The sequence below is a fragment of the Amycolatopsis bartoniae genome (assembly GCF_014191255.1).
GTDB lineage: Bacteria > Actinomycetota > Actinomycetes > Mycobacteriales > Pseudonocardiaceae > Amycolatopsis_E > Amycolatopsis_E bartoniae.
Window position 1 is genome coordinate 827,902 of sequence record NZ_JACHWH010000002.1, and the last position, 15,248, is coordinate 843,149.

Below are 15,248 nucleotides of genomic sequence, written 5' to 3' on the forward strand. Positions count from 1 at the left end.
TCGTGACTGAACCGGTGTCTTGATCGGTCAGGGACGGAAGATCTCCGATTCGGAGGCGGGAAATGGACAAGACTTTCGCCGGCGCGAAGCTGCGTCACCTTCGCGAGAGCCGCTCGATGAGCCAGGCCGACGCGGCCCGGCTGCTGGAAATCAGCCCCAGCTACCTCAACCAGATCGAGCACAACGCCCGTCCCTTGACCGTTCCAGTGCTCCTTCGCATCACCGAGGCGTTCGGTGTCGACACCGAGTTCTTCGCCAACAACGACACCGCGCGGCTCGTCGCGGACGTCCGTGAAGCCCTCCTCGACGAGGCCGTGGGCCTCGAAGCGACCACCAGCGAGCTGAACGACCTGGCCACCAACCTCCCGGGCGTCGCGCAGGCGCTGGTGAAGCTGCACCGCAGCTACCGCAACGCCGTCGAGACCACGGCCGCGCTGGTCACCGAGAACGGGATGGGCCTGCACGGCAGTGCCGCCGCTCCCCTGCCGCACGAGGAGGTCCGGGACTTCTTCTACGAGCGGGAGAACTACGTCGCCGAGCTGGACGAGCGCGCGGAGAAGATGGCGGCGGCGATGGACCTGCGGCCGGGCAGCGTGCACCGCACCCTGCAGGACCAGCTCACCGACCGCTACGGCGTCCAGGTGACCACCGAGGGCATCGACGAGGCCCGCGGCCAGCAGCACCGGTACGAGCCGGACGCGCGGGTGCTGCGGCTGGCGCCGAGCCTGCGCATCGGGCAGCGCTCGTTCCGGATGGCGTCGCAGATCGCACTGCTGGAGTACGACGACCTGATCACGGAGCTGGCCGACTCGTGGGCGTTCTCCGGACCGGCTGCGCGCTCGCTGGCGCGGGTCGGGCTGGCGAACTACTTCGCGGGCGCGCTGATCCTGCCGTACGGGCCGTTCCTGTCGCAGGCCGAACGCGTCCGGTACGACATCGAGCGGCTGTGCGACCAGTTCGGCGTCGGCTTCGAGACGGTGTGCCACCGGCTGTCGACGATGCAGCGGCCGAAGATGCGCGGGGTGCCGTTCTCGTTCGTGCGCGTGGACCGGGCGGGGAACATGTCGAAGCGCCAGTCCGCGGCGGGCTTCCACTTCTCCCGCGTCGGCGGCGCGTGTCCACTGTGGAACATCTACGAGGCGTTCACCGCGCCCGGCAAGATCATCACGCAGATCGCGACGCTGCCGGACGGCAAGAGCTACTTCTGGATCGCGCGGACGATCCAGCGCAACATCGGCGGCTACGGCAGCCCGGGCAAGATGTTCAGCGTCGGGCTGGGCTGCGAGCTGCGCCACGCCCGGCGGCTGGTGTACTCGACGGGCCTGGACCTGGACGACCGCGCGGCCGCGACGCCGATCGGCATGGGCTGCAAGGTGTGCGACCGCCCGGCCTGCCCGCAGCGCGCCTTCCCGACGATCGGCAAGCAGCTGACGGTGGACGAGAACACGAGCACGTTCGTGCCCTATCCGGCGGTGCCGAAGGGCTGAACGGACATCATCCCGTGCGGCCGGGGGTGCCCGTGCGGGCGGCTCTCTATCTTCGCTGGTATGCGCGTTCTGTTCACCAGCGTGCCCGCGTACGGGCACCTCCTGCCGCTGCTGCCTACCGCGGTGGCCGCCAGGGCCGCGGGCGACGAGGTCGCCGTCTCCACCGGAGCATCGATGGGGGCGACGGTCGGGGACCTGCCGTTCCTGCCCGCCGGGCCGGAGATACCGGAGTTGTTCGCCGAGCAGGCACGGCGGCCGGGCGCCGGTGACCCCACCGACGCGACGGACCTGGCGGGAGTGACCGGGCTGTTCTCCGACACGCGCATCGACCTCGGCTTCGACGCGGCGCTGGCCGCCGCGAAGGGGTTCCAGGCCGAGGTGATCGTCTCGGACGTCGTCGACCTGGTCGCCCCGCTCGTGGCCGCGGCGCTCGGGATTCCGTGGGTGGTCCACGGCATCACCGTCGAGTTCCCCCCGCCGATGGTGCAGAGCTTCTTCGACGGGATGACTCGCCAGGCCGAGGCCCGCGGCCTGCGGGTGCCGTCCCGGGCCGCGTTGCTGGAGCTGTGGCCTTCATTCCTGCAGCACGACGGCTACCGCCTGCCCGACGACGGGATCGCACTGCGCCCCCTGCCCTACCGGCCGCCGGGCAGCGCACCGGCACCGCTGCCCCGGGGCGAGCGGCCGCGAGTGCTGATCACGCTGGGTACCACGGCCGACATGTCGATCATCACCGGCAAGCTGCTCGCCTCGCTGTCCGCTCTGGACGTCGAGGTCGTCGTCACCGGCGCCGCCGTTCCGGACGCCCCGGAGGACGTTCGCTTCGTCGGGTTCACCCCGCTGGCCGATCTGCTGGAAGGAACCGACGCGGTGGTCACGGCCGGTGGAGCGGGCACGGTGATCGCTTCGCTGAGCCACGGCATCCCGATGGTCGCCCTGCCCACGATCGCCGACCAGCCGGTCCTCGCGGAGCGGGCGGCGTCAGCGGGTGCCGCCCTCGTCCTCGACCCGTCGGAAGCGGAGGACCGGCTCGCGAGCGCACTCCGCACCGTCCTCGACGATCCGGCACCCCGGTCGGCGGCCCGCGAAGTGGCCGCCCGGATCGCCGAGCTGCCCGCCCCGGAAGCCGCGTGGGCCGAGCTGCACCGGCGGTTGGCGCAGGAACGATGAAACCGGTCGAAGCCGTCACCGACATCGCGGCGAGTCCGCAGCAGGTCCGGGACGTGCTCACGGACTTTGCCGCCTATCCGGACTGGGCGACGTACATCTGGTCCATCGAGGGGCGCGCGGTTCGCCGCCTTCAACGCGGCGTTGAAGGATCGCGTCGAGGCGGGGTTGCTTTAGCTCCGGCTTCGCTCGGGTTCTCGTTCTCCAGGGTCTTCCGCAGCGCCTTGTCCGCCTTGCGGGCCATGTCCTTCACGGCCTCCCGGCGTTCCGCGTCCGCCTCGTAGTCCGCGCGGCGGTCGCGGACCACGCGGGCCGGGGAGCCGACCGCGATCTTGTAGTCCGGGATGTCCCCGCGCACCACCGCGTGCGCCCCGAGGACGCAGCCGCGGCCGACGCGGGTTCCGCGCAGCACCGAGACCTTTGTGCCGATCCACGTGTCCGGCCCGATGCGCACCGGCGACTTCACGATGCCCTGGTCCTTGATCGGCAGGGTGATGTCGCTCGTGATGTGGTCGAAGTCGCAGATGTACACCCAGTCCGCGACGAGCGTGGCGGCGCCCAGCTCGATGTCGAGGTAGCCGTTGACCACGTTCTGCCGCCCGAACACCGCCTTGTCGCCGATGCGCAGCGAGCCCTCGTGGCAGCGGATGGCGTTGCCGTCGCCGATGTGGACCCAGCGGCCGATCTCCAGCCTGCCGTAGCCGGGGCGGCAGTGGATCTCCACGTTCTTGCCGAGGAACACCATGCCGCGCAGGATGATGTGCGGGTTCGCCAGCCGGAACTTCAGCAGCCGCCAGTACCGGACCAGGTACCAGGGCGTGTAGGCGTGGTTGCGCAGGACCCAGCGCAGCGAGTCGGCGGTCAGGAACTTCGCCTGCCGCGGGTCACGCCGGGCGCGCCGCCACGCGCCGAGCCGGGAGAGCACCGGTGATCCCCACATCGATGTCATACCTTGAGGGTATGGGCATGAAACTGATCATCGACACTGACCCTGGCGTGGACGACGCCTTCGCGATCGCGCTCGCCGCGCTCAGCGAGGATGTCCGGCTCCTCGGTGTCACGACGGTGTTCGGCAACGTCCCGCTGGAGAACACCACCGCCAACGCCCTGCGCGTCCTGCAGCTCTGTGGCCGCCCGGACGTCCCGGTCGCCGCCGGGGCCGCGCGGCCGCTGGTCCACCCGCAGCTCGCCCGCGCCGGGCACGTGCACGGAGCGGACGGACTATCCGGTCGCTCCGCCTCCCTGCCCGCGCCGCAACGGGAACCCGAGCCCGGCGGCGCCGTGCGGCTCCTCGTGTCCCTGCTCGAAGCGGCCGACGAGCCCGTCACGATCGCGCCCATCGGGCCGCTCACGAACATCGCGCTGTTGCTGGCCGCGCACCCGCACGTGAAGCCGAAGATCGGCCGCATCGTGCTGATGGGCGGCGGCGTCGCGCGCGGCAACAGCACGGCCACCGCGGAGTTCAACATCTGGAGCGACCCGGAGGCGGCGCGGCGCGTGCTCGTCGACGAGGACGTGCCCTGCGTCATGGTGCCGCTGGACCTGACCCACCGGTGCGCGGTCTCCACGGCTTGGCTGAACGAGCTCGCGCAGAGCCCGATCGGCGCCGCGCTCACCGCGCTGACCCCGGACTACCTCGCGTCCTACCGCCGCTCGCTCGGCTGGGACGGGATCGTGCTGCACGACGCCGTCGCGGTGGCCGAGGCGATCAACCCGGGCATCCTGCGGACCGAGCCGTATCCGATCGAAGTGGACTGCACCTTCGGCCCCGGACGCGGCACCACCCTCGTCGACCGCCGGTTGCCCGGCATGCGCGGCGAGGGTGACGGAGCCGTGGCCCCGAAGACCGTCCAGGTCGCGGTGGACACGGACGTGGCCGGCCTCGGGGAGTTCGTGCTGGGCAGGCTCAGGCGGTCAGTGCCCGCTTGAGGAACGTGATCGCCTGGGCGATCGCGGCGTCCGCGGCGTGCGTCTCGCGCAGGGCGTTCAGCATCACGAAGTCGTGGATCACGCCCTGGTACCGCACCGCGGTGACGGGCACGCCGGCCTGGCGCAGCTTGGCCGCGTAGGCCTCGCCCTCGTCGCGCAGCACGTCGGCCTCGCCGGTGATGACCAGTGCCGGCGGCAGGCCCGCGAGCTGCTCCACGCTCGCCCGCAGCGGCGACGCGGTGATCTCGGCGCGCTGCTTCTCGCTGGTCGTGTACTGGTCCCAGAACCACTTCATGCCGGTGCGGGAGAGGAAGTAGCCGTCGGCGAACTCCTCGTACGAGGCGGTGTCGAAGTTCGCGTCGGTGACCGGGTAGAAGAGCACCTGCTGCTTGAACGACGGGCCCCCGCGCTCCTTGGCCATCAGCGTCACGGCGGCGGTCATGTTCCCGCCGACCGAGTCACCCGCGATCGCAATGCGGCTGGGGTCGAGGTCCTGCTCGGCGCCGTTCTCGGCGACCCACTGCGCCACGCGGTAGTTCTGCTCGATCGCGACCGGGTAGCGGGCTTCGGGCGAGAGGCTGTACTTCGGGAAGACCACGGCGGCGTTCGCGCCGACGGCGAGCTCGCGGACCAGGCGGTCGTGGGTGTGCTCGTTGCCGAACACCCAGCCGGCGCCGTGGATGTAGACGATCACCGGCAGCGGGCCGGTCGCGCCCTTCGGCCGCAGGATGCGCACCGGCACGTCGGCGAGCGTGGTGTCTTCGAGGTCGACCTCGGGCTTCGCGATCTCGCCCGACTGCACCTCGTCCACGGCCTTGTGCCCGTCGACGGGACCGAGGTCGTAGAGGTACGGCGGGTTCGCGGTGGCCTCGGTGAACGCCTGCGCGGCGGGCTCCAGCGCCAGGTTCCGGGGGTTCGCGCTCATGTCCTTCTCCTTGCGGTTCCCGGTGTCGAACCGGATGACTAGAAGGTAGCTCGCAATCAAGTTGTACACAACTAAGTTGGGCTCAATGAGATGCAGGCCACTTGAATTGCCCACTTCCCCGTAGGAGAGGACTATGAACCGGAAGGAGGTGACCGGATGTCCGAAGAAGCACCGAAGCTCGACGACCAGGTCTGCTTCGCGCTCTACGCCGCCTCGCGGGCGGTGACGAGCCTCTACCGGCCGCTGCTGGAGGAACTGAACCTGACATATCCGCAGTACCTGGTGATGCTGGTGCTGTGGGAGCACGGCAGCAGCCAGGTCAAGGAGCTGGGCCGCGCGCTCAGCCTCGACTCCGGCACGCTGTCACCACTGCTCAAGCGCCTGGAGAAGCTCGGGCTCGTGCGCCGGGAGCGGCGCAGCGACGACGAGCGCTCCGTGTGCATCACGCTGACCGACGAAGGCGCGGCGCTGAAGGAGAAGGCCATCCCGCTGCCGACGACGATCGGCGAGGCGATGGGACTGGACGACGCGGGGCTGGCCGAGCTGCGCACGACGTTGCGGGCGCTCACCGAGTCGGTTACGAACTACCGCGTGGTGCCCACTGTGGACAGTCCAGGTTCGCTTCGGTAACCAGGAGTTCCGGAACCGGAAAGCGCTTCCCGGGAGGCCGCGCCGGAAAGCAACCGGTGTGATCACGGGGCGTCCTGGGAACATGGCTGAGATGCGAGTCGAACCGGCGAGCGTGGCCGATGCTGCTGACCTCCTCGCCGTGCACGTCGCGGCCCGCACCGCGTACTACCACGGCTTCCTGGACGAGGAGGTGCTCGCGAAGCAGAACACGCGGGACCCGGAGCTGTACGCGAGCATCATCCGCGACCCCAGCCGGACCGTGCGGGTCGCGCGCCTCGGCGACGAGCTGGTCGGCTTCCTCATGATCGGCCCGTGCTACCACCCAGAACCCGATCCGGCGGTGACTTCGCAGCTGTACCAGATCCACGTGCACCCGGACTGGTTCCGCCACGGCATCGGCTCGGCCCTGCACGCGGAGGCGGTGTCGATCTGGCGCGCGGCGGACGTGCTCGCGGCACGGCTGTGGGCGTGGGACTTCAACACCCGCGCCCACGCGTTCTACCTCGCGAAAGGCTGGTACCGGGACGGGCGCGAGGCCCCGGACTCGCCACGCGTCGGGAACCACCGGATGCTGGGCTACCGCCTCGACCTGCCACGGGAAACTCAGTAGCGTCCACTCCTAGGTTGAGGGCATGACACTTCCGCAGGGCGACCTCGGCCTCCTGGACACCGACCTCGCCCAGAAGCTGCTCGGCTCGACCGAACTGGCCCGGCTGGCATACGTGGCGCACGACGGCACGCCACGCGTGTTCCCGATGCTGTTCCACTGGAACGGCGAGGAGATCGTCTTCGCCACGTTCACGGGCACGGCGAAACTCAAGGCGCTGACCGCGCGTCCGGACGTCGCGGTCACCATCGACCGGGCAGGCCCGCCGCCCGAGGTGCTCCTCCTGCGTGGCCGCGCGGAGGTGATCGAGGTCGACGGCCTCGCGCCGGAGTACCGCTGGGCACAGGAACGCTACAACGGCCCGGAAGCCTTGAAGGCGGTCGACGAGCTGGAAGCCACCGGAGCCCGCATGGCGCGCATCGTCGTGCGCCCCACCTGGGTCGGCACCTTCGACTTCGTGACCCGCTTCCCCGGCGGCGGCACGGCCGAGGACTTCGCCCAGCGGGGGCAGTGACTCAAGACGCCGAGACGACCTCCCGCACCCACGCCAGATCCGCCTTGCCCGCCGGGCTGCGGCGGATCTCCGGCACGAACACCACGTCCCGCGGCCGCTTGTAGCCCGCCAGCTCCGCGCCCACGTGGTCGCTCACTTCGTCGGCCGTCAGCTCGCCCCGCGCGACGACCACAGCCACCACCCGCTGCCCCCACCGCGGGTCCGGCGCGCCGACCACGATCACGTCCTGGACCGCTGGGTGCGTGGCGAGCACCTGCTCGACCTCCTCGGCGAACACCTTCTCCCCACCCGTGTTGATCACCCGGCTACCCCGCCCGAGCAGTACGAGCGAGCCGTCCTCCGCGATCGTCCCGAAGTCCCCCGAAAACACGTACCGCGTGCCGTCGACGACGCGGAACGTGGCCGCGCTCGCCGAAGGGTCGTCGAGGTAGCGCGTCTCCGGCTGTGTCGGCGCCGCGATCCGCCCCACCACGCCGGAACCGGGCTCGACGTCGCGGTCGTCGGGACCGAGCACGCGACACCCCGGCAGCAGCTCGAACCGCTCGCGCCGCTTCCGGGACGTGACAGACCGCGCGAACGGCCCGCCCTCCGACGCGGCCAGCATGTCCTCCAGCTCCGCGTCACAGTGCCGCAGCAGACCTTCCTTCACCGCACTGCTCCACGTCACGCCGGCGCTGACCACCCGCTGGAGGCTGCTCACGTCGTAGTGCCCGCGGTCGAGCGCGTCGTTCAGCGGCGCCGCGAACACGTCGCCGACCACCACCAGCACCGCCACGCGCAGCCGTTCGATCTCCCGCGCCAGCTCGTCCGGGTCGAAGGACCGGGACGGCAGGTACGCGACGGTCCCGCCGCTCACCAGGCAGCCGAGACTCAGGTACAGCCCCGTTCCGTGCATCAGCGGCGGCGCCACGAGCGTCGTCCGGCCCTGGATCTTGGCCGCGTTCGCGCCGACCACCTCGCCCAGCCACCGCTGGCTCGCGAGCACGCCCTTCGGCCTGCCGGTCGTACCTCCGGTGAACATCAGCCACTCGTCGTCCGGTGAGCGCGGAATCCGCGGCAGCGGCGGCAGATCGACGTCCCCGAACGGCACCAGCGCGCATCCCGGTAACCCGGCGGCCCGCACGCGCGGCTCCAGCTCCGGGTCGTACACCAGCGCCCGCGCGTCCGCGCCGCCCAGCAGCTCGGCCAGCTCGCGTTCGCGGTAGCGGTAGTTCACGTTCACCGGCAGCGCGCGCAGCTTCAGCACCGCGAACACGGTCTCCAGGTAGCCGGGCCCGTTGAACAGCGCGATGCCGACGCGCGAACCGCGGCCGATCCCGTGCCCGGCGAGCAACGCGGCGCGGCGCGCGGCCCGTTCGTCCAGCTCACGCCAGGAAAGCCGGGCCTTCCCGCAGACGACCGCGTCCCGGTCTCCCAGCTCGTCGGCGAGGCGTTCCAGGACCGTCGCGAGGTTCCCGTCCACGCTCCCGAGCTTCGCCTTCCGGCGAGTGGCAGGGCAAGCCCCTTCTCGTTCCGCGGAAGATGAGCGTTGCTAATAACTCTCACTAAGAGCTATATTCGGAGCTGTGAGCACACCACTCGCGGAAAACCTGATGCTGACCGTGACCGGGCTGCGCCGGCTCGTCCGGCGCCAGGTCCGCGCTCGGATCCCGCAACTGCAGCCGAGCCTGCGGGGCGCGCAGGTCGAGCTGTTGCGGGCGGTCGAGACGGAGCCCGGCATCGGCGTCGCCGCGGCGGCCCGCAAGCTGCACCTGGCGGGCAACTCGGTGAGCACGCTGGTCAACCAGCTCGTCGAGCTCGGGATGCTCGACCGCACGGTGGATCCGGCCGACCGGCGGGCCGCCCGGTTGGAGCTGACGCCCGCCGCGCACGTCCGGCTCGGCACGTGGCGGCGCGCCAGGAACGAGTTCGTGGCGGACCGGCTCGCCACTCTGTCCGAAGTGGACCGGAACGCCATCGCCGCGGCGCTGCCGGCCCTCAACCGGCTGATCGCGGCCATGGAGGAGGACACATGACGGACGTTCCCGCCGTGCGCTGCACGGGACTGCGGTACTCCTTCGGCGAGAAGGCCGCGGTCGACGGGCTCGACCTGGAGATTCCGGCGGGCGAGGTGTTCGGCCTGCTCGGCCCCAACGGGGCGGGCAAGACCACCACCATCCGGATGATCACCACGCTGCTGCCGGTCACGCACGGCAAGATCGACGTGTTCGGCATCGACGTGCACCGGCGGATGGCCGTGCGGCGGCTGATCGGCTATGTGCCACAACAGCTTTCCGCCGACGGGACGCTCACCGGCCGGGAGAACGTGAACCTGTTCGCGCGGCTGTTCGACGTGCCGCGGCGGCAGCGCAAGGAGCAGGTCGAACGCGCGCTCGACGCGGTCGGCCTCACCCAGGACGCGGACCGCCAGGCGTCGGGCTACTCCGGCGGCATGATCCGCCGCCTCGAACTGGCGCAGGCGCTGATCAGCTCACCGCGGCTGCTGATCCTCGACGAACCGACGATCGGGCTCGACCCGGTCGCCCGCTCCAGCGTGTGGGAGCGCATCGAGCAGATCCGCCGCGAGACCGGCATGACGGTGCTGGTCACCACGCACTACATGGACGAGGCCGAGCAGTACTGCGAACGCATCGCGCTCATGCACCGCGGCCGGATCCGTGCGCTCGGCACCCCGGCCGAACTCGAAGCCGGTCTCGGCGCGGGGTCCACATTGGACGACGTGTTCCGCGCCATGACCGGCGACCAGCTCGATGGAGGAGGAATCCGCGATGTCCGCTCCGCTCGTCGCACCGCCCGCCGCCTGGGCTAGCCCCGGCCCGCTGCGGCAGGTCCAGCTGCTGCTGTCCCGGATGGGCACGATGTGCCTGATGGAGCTGCAGAAGCTCCGCCGGGACCGCACCGAGCTGGTCACCCGCGCGATCCAGCCCGCGCTGTGGTTGCTGATCTTCGGCGAGACGTTCACGCGCCTGCGTGCCATCCCCACGGGGAACACGCCGTACCTCGACTACCTCGCGCCCGGCATCCTCGCCCAGTCGGCGTTGTTCATCGCGATCTTCTACGGCATCCAGATCATCTGGGAACGCGACGCGGGAGTCCTGTCGAAGCTGCTCGTCACGCCCACGCCACGGGCCGCGCTGGTGACGGGCAAGGCGTTCGCCGCCGGGTTGCGTGCGCTCGTGCAGGCGCTGATCGTGCTGGTCCTCGCCGCGATCCTCGGCGTGGGGCTGACGACGAACCCGCTGAAGCTCATCGCCATGGCGCTCGCGCTGGTCTTCGGCTCGGCGTTCTTCTGCTGCCTGTCCATCGTCATCGCGGGCCTGGTGCTCTCGCGCGACCGGTTGATGGGCATCGGGCAGGCGATCACCATGCCGTTGTTCTTCGGCTCCAACGCGCTCTACCCGGTGGACCTGATGCCGACGTGGCTCAAGGTGCTCAACCACGTCAACCCGCTGAGCTACGAGGTCGAGGCCCTGCGCGGGCTGCTGATCGGCACGCCCGCCCGGCTCGGGCTCGACTTCGGGGTGCTGATCGGCGTCATGGTCGCGGCGATCGGTGTCGCGTCGGCGCTGCTGGGGCGGCTCGCGCGCTGAGGAGTTTGTCGGAATTCACGTTCGGGTACCCCTGCGCGCACCAGCCGCACTACTGCAGTGCGGCGCTCATCCGGCAAAGGGGACGAGATCATGGCTCGTTCGAAAGATGCGCACATCAAGGTGCAGGGGCTGCAGCCCGTCCAGGTGCTCGCCGGGCTGGTCGGCCTGGTGTACCTGGCGGCGGGCATCGTCGGGTTCGCGCGGACCGGCCTCGGCAACTTCACCGGCAACCAGCACGAGATGCTGCTCGGGTTCATGATCAACCCGTTGCACAACCTCGTGCATGTCGTGGTCGGCGTGCTCGGTCTGCTGACCGCGACCTACTCCGGCCTCGCCCGGACCTACGGGTGGGTGCTGTTCCTCGGGTACGGCCTGATCGCGGTGTGGGGTCTGATGATCACCGGCGTGATCTCGCGCAACCCCGTTGCGAACGTGGGCAACCCGCTGAACCTCAACAACGCGGACAACTGGCTGCACATCGGCACCGCCGTGCTGGGCCTGATCATCGCGGTCATGCCGGCCCGCAAGACCGTCCACGTCGTGGAGCCGGAGGCGGCTCCCACCACCGCGGCGAGCACCACGGCGGTGACCGAGCCGATCCCCACCGGTGGCGACACCCGTGCGGACGTCCCGGAACAGGCGAAGGCCGAGGAACGTCCGGGCCACCGGCGCCGGTCGTCCTGGCTGCGGCGCAGCCACACGCCGGCGGCGCACTGAGTTCTTGGGTGAGGCCGTCAACCGGCACCGCTGCGGGTTCTGAGGGAGCTTCTCGCGAGGACAGCGCCGACGTGGTCACCTGGCGGTCATGAGTCGGCGATCCCGGAGCGAGAAGCTTCCTCAGGTTCCGCTACCCGCACCGGCTCGCAAGCCGCTTCGGGTACAGGTCCTGGCAGACTGCTCCGCGTGAGTGGAACGGTTTTGGTCCTGGGTGGGCGTAGTGAGATCGGCCTGGAAGTCGCACGCAGGCTGGTCGGGCCCGACAACAAGATCGTGCTGGCCGCCCGGCGCAGCGCGGACCTCGACGCACAGGAGGCCGCGCTGCGCGAGGCCGGCGCGAAGGACGTCGCCCGCGCCGAGTTCGACGCGGACGACCTCGCGAGCCACCGGCCCGTGCTCGAAGGCGTTCTCGCCGAGCACGGGCCGCTCGACGTCGTGGTGGTGGCGTTCGGGATCCTCGGCGACCAGCAGCGCGCCGAGGCCGACGCCACGCACGCCGCCGCGATCGTGCACACGGACTACCTGGCCCACGTGCACCTGCTGACCGAGCTGGTGAATCTGTTGAAGGCACAGGGATCCGGCCGGATCGTGGTGTTCTCGTCCGTCGCCGGAATCCGGGTGCGGCGGGCGAACTACGTGTACGGGTCGGCGAAGGCCGGGCTCGACGGGTTCGCCAGCGGCCTCGCCGACGCGCTGCACGGCGGTCCCGTGCGGCTACTGCTCGTGCGGCCCGGGTTCGTCGTCGGCCGGATGACCCAGGGCATGAGCCCCGCGCCGTTCTCCAGCACGCCCGGCCAGGTCGCCGAAGCCACCGTCGCGGCGCTGCGGCGCGGGCGCGGCGAGGTGTGGGTCCCCGCCGTGCTCCGTCCCGTCTTCTTCGCGATGCGGCTGCTTCCGCGTGCAGTGTGGCGGCGTCTGCCGCGCTGACTCAGCCGCCGAGGATTCCGCCGAGGCCGCCGAGCAGCCCGCCGAGGATGCCGCTGCCCAGCCGGCCGCTGTTGTCCTTCGGCGGCTCCTCGCTCGGCGTAGACGTCGAGGTGGTCGGCGTGGCGGTGGTCGGCGGCTGGGCGTGCGGCGCGGGCGAGCTGCTGCTCGTGGTGTCCTGCGGCGGCGGGTCGGTGCGGCTGGTGGTCGTGGTTGTCGACGACGTGCTGTCCGCGGTGGTCGCGTCGCTCGACGAGCCGGCGGGCGCCTGCCCGATGGAGCCCGTGCGGGCCTGCCCGCCGCTGGACGCGGAGCGCGTGCTCGCGGACTGGGTCTCGGCGGCGCCGTCGGGCGTGGCGCTGGTGCTGTCCTGTGTGGACGACTGGCTGGAGGCGAGGTTCGGCGAGCTGGTGACCTCGCTCGTGGTCGCGTCGGGCGCGATGACGGGCCCACCACCACCGCCCGCGGCGGAGATGGCCGAGTCGTGCAGCTGCCCCGTGGTCAGCGCCGTCACGGCGACTCCGGCCAGCGCGGCGACCCCCGCGGCCAGCGCACCGACGCGGCTGGCCTTGCGGCGGTCCCAGCGGCCTTCGCGGCGCAGCAGCACGGCCACGGGGATGCGTTCGGTCGGGGCGTCGGCGAGGGGGTCCTTCACGGCAGGCAACTCCTGCGTCATGCCCTCGCGGCGCAGCAGGTCGGCGACGGTCAACTGCTCGCCGCCCTCACCCTGTCGGGAACTCACCTCGTCACTCCGCACGTTCACAGCCCCCTCGTTCGTCACTAACAGCAACATACTTAACCGTCGTTACCAGTTCGTTGTCAACATAGTGGGGACAGTCACAGCCCTTCGAGACAATTTTCGACGCTCTGTGATGAACAGGTAGCGGAAGTGCACTCGCGGGCAACGCCGTACCGTGGGCGGGAGGAGGTGCAAGCCATGCCGGAGCGGAACCCGTTCAGCTGGATGCTGCGCTGGGCGGACTGGTTCGAGCAGCGCGGGGTCTACGTGCCGGGCGAGGACAACCACACCGTCGACCCGTGGCGGGACTTCGGCTGGCTCATCGTCGTCTGGGTGCTCGCGGTCGGCGGCTTCATCCTGTTCTTCGCCCTCGCCACCTGAGCGAGTGGTGGCGCTCACCGGCGGTACCGTTCCGATCACGGATCGGCCACAGCCCTACACCAGGTGCGCCTCAACCCCCCGCGACGCCTCGCCGCCGGGGCCGAGTCCCGCCATTGTGAACGAGTCCCCCCGGCAGAAGTGCCTACCCCGAACGGCGCAGCCGGAGGTGACCTTCGACGAGTGAAGGAAGTTGCCGCTGTGCGCACCCCGAGGCACGTCCTGATCGCGGCCGCCCTGGTCGGGCTGACCGCGTGCGGCGCGCCCGCGCAGACCGAGCCGATGGCGAGGAACGAGGCGGGCAGCCCGGCCCTCCAGGCGGCGGCTGCGCCCACTCAGCAGACTCTGGGCTTCGGTGGCCAGTACCGTTTCGACGACGGTGTGACGATCTCGGTGTCGACGCCGAAGTCGTTCCGCCCCAGTGAAAGCGCGTACCCGCACAGTGATCGGGCGGCGGCGTTCGAGATAGCCGTCCGCAACGACGGCGACCAGCCCTACCGGCTCTCGGCGTTGTCCGTGTCGGCCACGGTCGCCGGGGGCGGGGCCAAGCAGGTGGTCGATCCCACGCAGGGTTACAGCGGCATCGTGGACGCGGGCAAGGACGTCCCGACCGGTCGAGACGTCCGGTTCACGCTGGCGTTCGCCGTGCCGGAGCAGCCCGCGGAGATGCGGCTGTCCCTGCGCCCGAACACCACGAGCACCGTCGTCGCCGTGTACTGCGGGCCTGCCTGAGCGGCTAGGCTCGCGCCCATGCAGCGACTTTCTCCCGGCGATCCCGCCCCCGACTTCACCCTTGCCGACAGCGAAGGCAACAAGGTCTCGCTCAGGGATTATCGAGGGCAGCGGGTAGTGGTGTACTTCTACCCGGCGGCCGGGACGCCCGGCTGCACCAAGCAGGCGTGCGACTTCCGCGACAGCCTCGCGCAACTCAACAACGCCGGTTACCAGGTGCTCGGCATCTCCCCTGACAAGCCGGAGAAACTGGCAAAATTCGTCGAGGCGGAGCAGTTGACCTTCCCGTTGCTGTCCGACCCGGAAAAGGAAGTCCTCAACGAATGGGGCGCCTTCGGGGAAAAGAAGAACTACGGCAGGACAATCCAGGGCGTCATCAGGTCGACCTTCGTGGTGGACCCGGAGGGCAACATCGAAAAGGCCCTGTACAACGTCCGAGCCACCGGCCACGTAGCAAAACTACTGCGAGACCTGTCCATTTCGGAATAACCAAAAGACAGCAGCAACAAAACGCAACCAAAGGACGCCCAAACCTCCCCCGTCCCCGATACAAAGCCGTCATTAGCGGTCGGCACGGTGTGTCAAGGGTGAGGCGAAGCCTCATCGCGAAGCGACGCCGAAGGCGCCCTTGACGCACCGTGGCGACCGTTAAACAATCGGCGATCGGGGCGCCCTACGTGACCACGGTTTTCGCGCGCAGCGCGGCTTTTGGTCTTTTCACGCACATACCCGCGAGTTCAAAGATCAAAAGAATGCCTCGCCGACGGGCTGGCTCCGGGATGGCCGGGCCCAAAGGGATCTCACCTCATGCAGGTGGTCGAGTCGTGTGGTCATCCCGTCGCCTGCGGTTTGTGCATATCACTTTGACCCAGGCCCGCAAGCTTGGCATGTCAGCTCACGCGAGCACGA

Annotated in this window: 18 protein-coding genes; 14 read left to right on the plus strand and 4 right to left on the minus strand. The window is 70.2% G+C overall.

Annotated features, from left to right (window positions below; genetic code table 11):
* Window positions 1-62: 62 nt before the first annotated feature.
* The gene (locus FHX82_RS15820) at window positions 63-1,487 is read left to right on the plus strand and encodes a short-chain fatty acyl-CoA regulator family protein (RefSeq protein WP_145935714.1); all 1,425 of its coding nucleotides are present in this window, start codon (window positions 63-65) and stop codon (window positions 1,485-1,487) included.
* Between the two features lie 60 nt (window positions 1,488-1,547).
* Window positions 1,548-2,657: a glycosyltransferase gene (locus FHX82_RS15825; protein ID WP_145935713.1), complete on the plus strand. Its 1,110-nt coding sequence runs from the start codon at window positions 1,548-1,550 to the stop codon at window positions 2,655-2,657.
* Window positions 2,658-2,787: 130 nt separating this feature from the next.
* Here FHX82_RS15825 and FHX82_RS15830 read toward each other — a convergent pair whose 3' ends face one another.
* Window positions 2,788-3,603: an acyltransferase gene (locus tag FHX82_RS15830; RefSeq protein WP_145935712.1), complete on the minus strand. Its 816-nt coding sequence runs from the start codon at window positions 3,601-3,603 to the stop codon at window positions 2,788-2,790.
* 11 nt (window positions 3,604-3,614) lie between these two features.
* On the opposite strand from FHX82_RS15830, the gene FHX82_RS15835 reads away from it, so the two are divergent.
* Entirely contained in the window at window positions 3,615-4,583 is a 969-nt protein-coding gene (locus FHX82_RS15835) for a nucleoside hydrolase (RefSeq protein ID WP_145935711.1), read from the plus strand.
* Here the strand turns inward: FHX82_RS15835 and FHX82_RS15840 are convergent.
* Window positions 4,561-5,508 carry an alpha/beta hydrolase gene (locus tag FHX82_RS15840; RefSeq protein WP_145935710.1) on the minus strand — a complete coding sequence of 316 codons (948 nt, stop codon included), beginning with the start codon at window positions 5,506-5,508 and terminating at the stop codon, window positions 4,561-4,563. The genes FHX82_RS15835 and FHX82_RS15840 overlap by 23 nt on opposite strands.
* Window positions 5,509-5,664: 156 nt before the next feature.
* Here FHX82_RS15840 and FHX82_RS15845 point away from each other — a divergent pair, with 156 nt between their 5' ends.
* The 3 genes from FHX82_RS15845 (at window position 5,665) to FHX82_RS15855 (ending at window position 7,259) form a co-directional block, all read left to right on the plus strand.
* Window positions 5,665-6,138, plus strand: a complete 474-nt coding sequence (locus FHX82_RS15845) for a MarR family winged helix-turn-helix transcriptional regulator (RefSeq protein WP_145935709.1) — start codon at window positions 5,665-5,667, stop codon at window positions 6,136-6,138.
* Window positions 6,139-6,229: 91 nt separating this feature from the next.
* Window positions 6,230-6,748 (plus strand): GNAT family N-acetyltransferase, encoded by a 519-nt coding sequence (locus tag FHX82_RS15850; RefSeq protein WP_183176648.1) that lies wholly within the window; start codon window positions 6,230-6,232, stop codon window positions 6,746-6,748.
* A 22-nt stretch (window positions 6,749-6,770) separates the two neighbouring features.
* A complete protein-coding gene (locus tag FHX82_RS15855; protein ID WP_145935707.1) occupies window positions 6,771-7,259 on the plus strand; it encodes a pyridoxamine 5'-phosphate oxidase family protein in 489 nt (162 codons plus the stop codon).
* Between the two features lies 1 nt (window position 7,260).
* On the opposite strand, the gene FHX82_RS15860 is transcribed toward FHX82_RS15855, so the two are convergent.
* Window positions 7,261-8,721: an AMP-binding protein gene (locus tag FHX82_RS15860; RefSeq protein ID WP_145935706.1), complete on the minus strand. Its 1,461-nt coding sequence runs from the start codon at window positions 8,719-8,721 to the stop codon at window positions 7,261-7,263.
* A 103-nt stretch (window positions 8,722-8,824) separates the two neighbouring features.
* Between FHX82_RS15860 and FHX82_RS15865 the strand changes: the two genes are divergently transcribed.
* From FHX82_RS15865 to dprE2, 5 genes are all read left to right on the plus strand, one after another.
* On the plus strand, window positions 8,825-9,274 hold the full coding sequence (locus FHX82_RS15865) for a MarR family winged helix-turn-helix transcriptional regulator (protein WP_373308682.1): 450 nt from the start codon (window positions 8,825-8,827) through the stop codon (window positions 9,272-9,274).
* On the plus strand, window positions 9,271-10,068 hold the full coding sequence (locus tag FHX82_RS15870; RefSeq protein ID WP_145935705.1) for an ABC transporter ATP-binding protein: 798 nt from the start codon (window positions 9,271-9,273) through the stop codon (window positions 10,066-10,068). Before FHX82_RS15865 ends, FHX82_RS15870 begins: the two co-directional genes overlap by 4 nt.
* A complete protein-coding gene (locus tag FHX82_RS15875; protein WP_145935704.1) occupies window positions 10,028-10,849 on the plus strand; it encodes an ABC transporter permease in 822 nt (273 codons plus the stop codon). The genes FHX82_RS15870 and FHX82_RS15875 overlap by 41 nt, the downstream gene beginning before the upstream one ends.
* 90 nt (window positions 10,850-10,939) lie before the next feature.
* Complete coding sequence (locus tag FHX82_RS15880; protein WP_183176649.1) at window positions 10,940-11,566, plus strand: DUF4383 domain-containing protein; 627 nt, start codon at window positions 10,940-10,942, stop codon at window positions 11,564-11,566.
* Between the two features lie 186 nt (window positions 11,567-11,752).
* Window positions 11,753-12,493 (plus strand): decaprenylphospho-beta-D-erythro-pentofuranosid-2-ulose 2-reductase, encoded by a 741-nt coding sequence (dprE2, locus tag FHX82_RS15885; protein ID WP_145935703.1) that lies wholly within the window; start codon window positions 11,753-11,755, stop codon window positions 12,491-12,493.
* Between the two features lies 1 nt (window position 12,494).
* Here dprE2 and FHX82_RS15890 read toward each other — a convergent pair whose 3' ends face one another.
* Window positions 12,495-13,232, minus strand: a complete 738-nt coding sequence (locus FHX82_RS15890; RefSeq protein ID WP_229881406.1) for a hypothetical protein — start codon at window positions 13,230-13,232, stop codon at window positions 12,495-12,497.
* A 195-nt stretch (window positions 13,233-13,427) separates the two neighbouring features.
* Between FHX82_RS15890 and FHX82_RS15895 the strand changes: the two genes are divergently transcribed.
* The 3 genes from FHX82_RS15895 (at window position 13,428) to bcp (ending at window position 14,828) form a co-directional block, all read left to right on the plus strand.
* On the plus strand, window positions 13,428-13,610 hold the full coding sequence (locus tag FHX82_RS15895) for a hypothetical protein (protein WP_145935702.1): 183 nt from the start codon (window positions 13,428-13,430) through the stop codon (window positions 13,608-13,610).
* Window positions 13,611-13,808: 198 nt separating this feature from the next.
* On the plus strand, window positions 13,809-14,339 hold the full coding sequence (locus FHX82_RS15900; protein ID WP_444541928.1) for a hypothetical protein: 531 nt from the start codon (window positions 13,809-13,811) through the stop codon (window positions 14,337-14,339).
* Window positions 14,340-14,357: 18 nt separating this feature from the next.
* Window positions 14,358-14,828, plus strand: a complete 471-nt coding sequence (gene bcp, locus FHX82_RS15905) for a thioredoxin-dependent thiol peroxidase (protein WP_145935701.1) — start codon at window positions 14,358-14,360, stop codon at window positions 14,826-14,828.
* Window positions 14,829-15,248 lie beyond the last annotated feature (420 nt).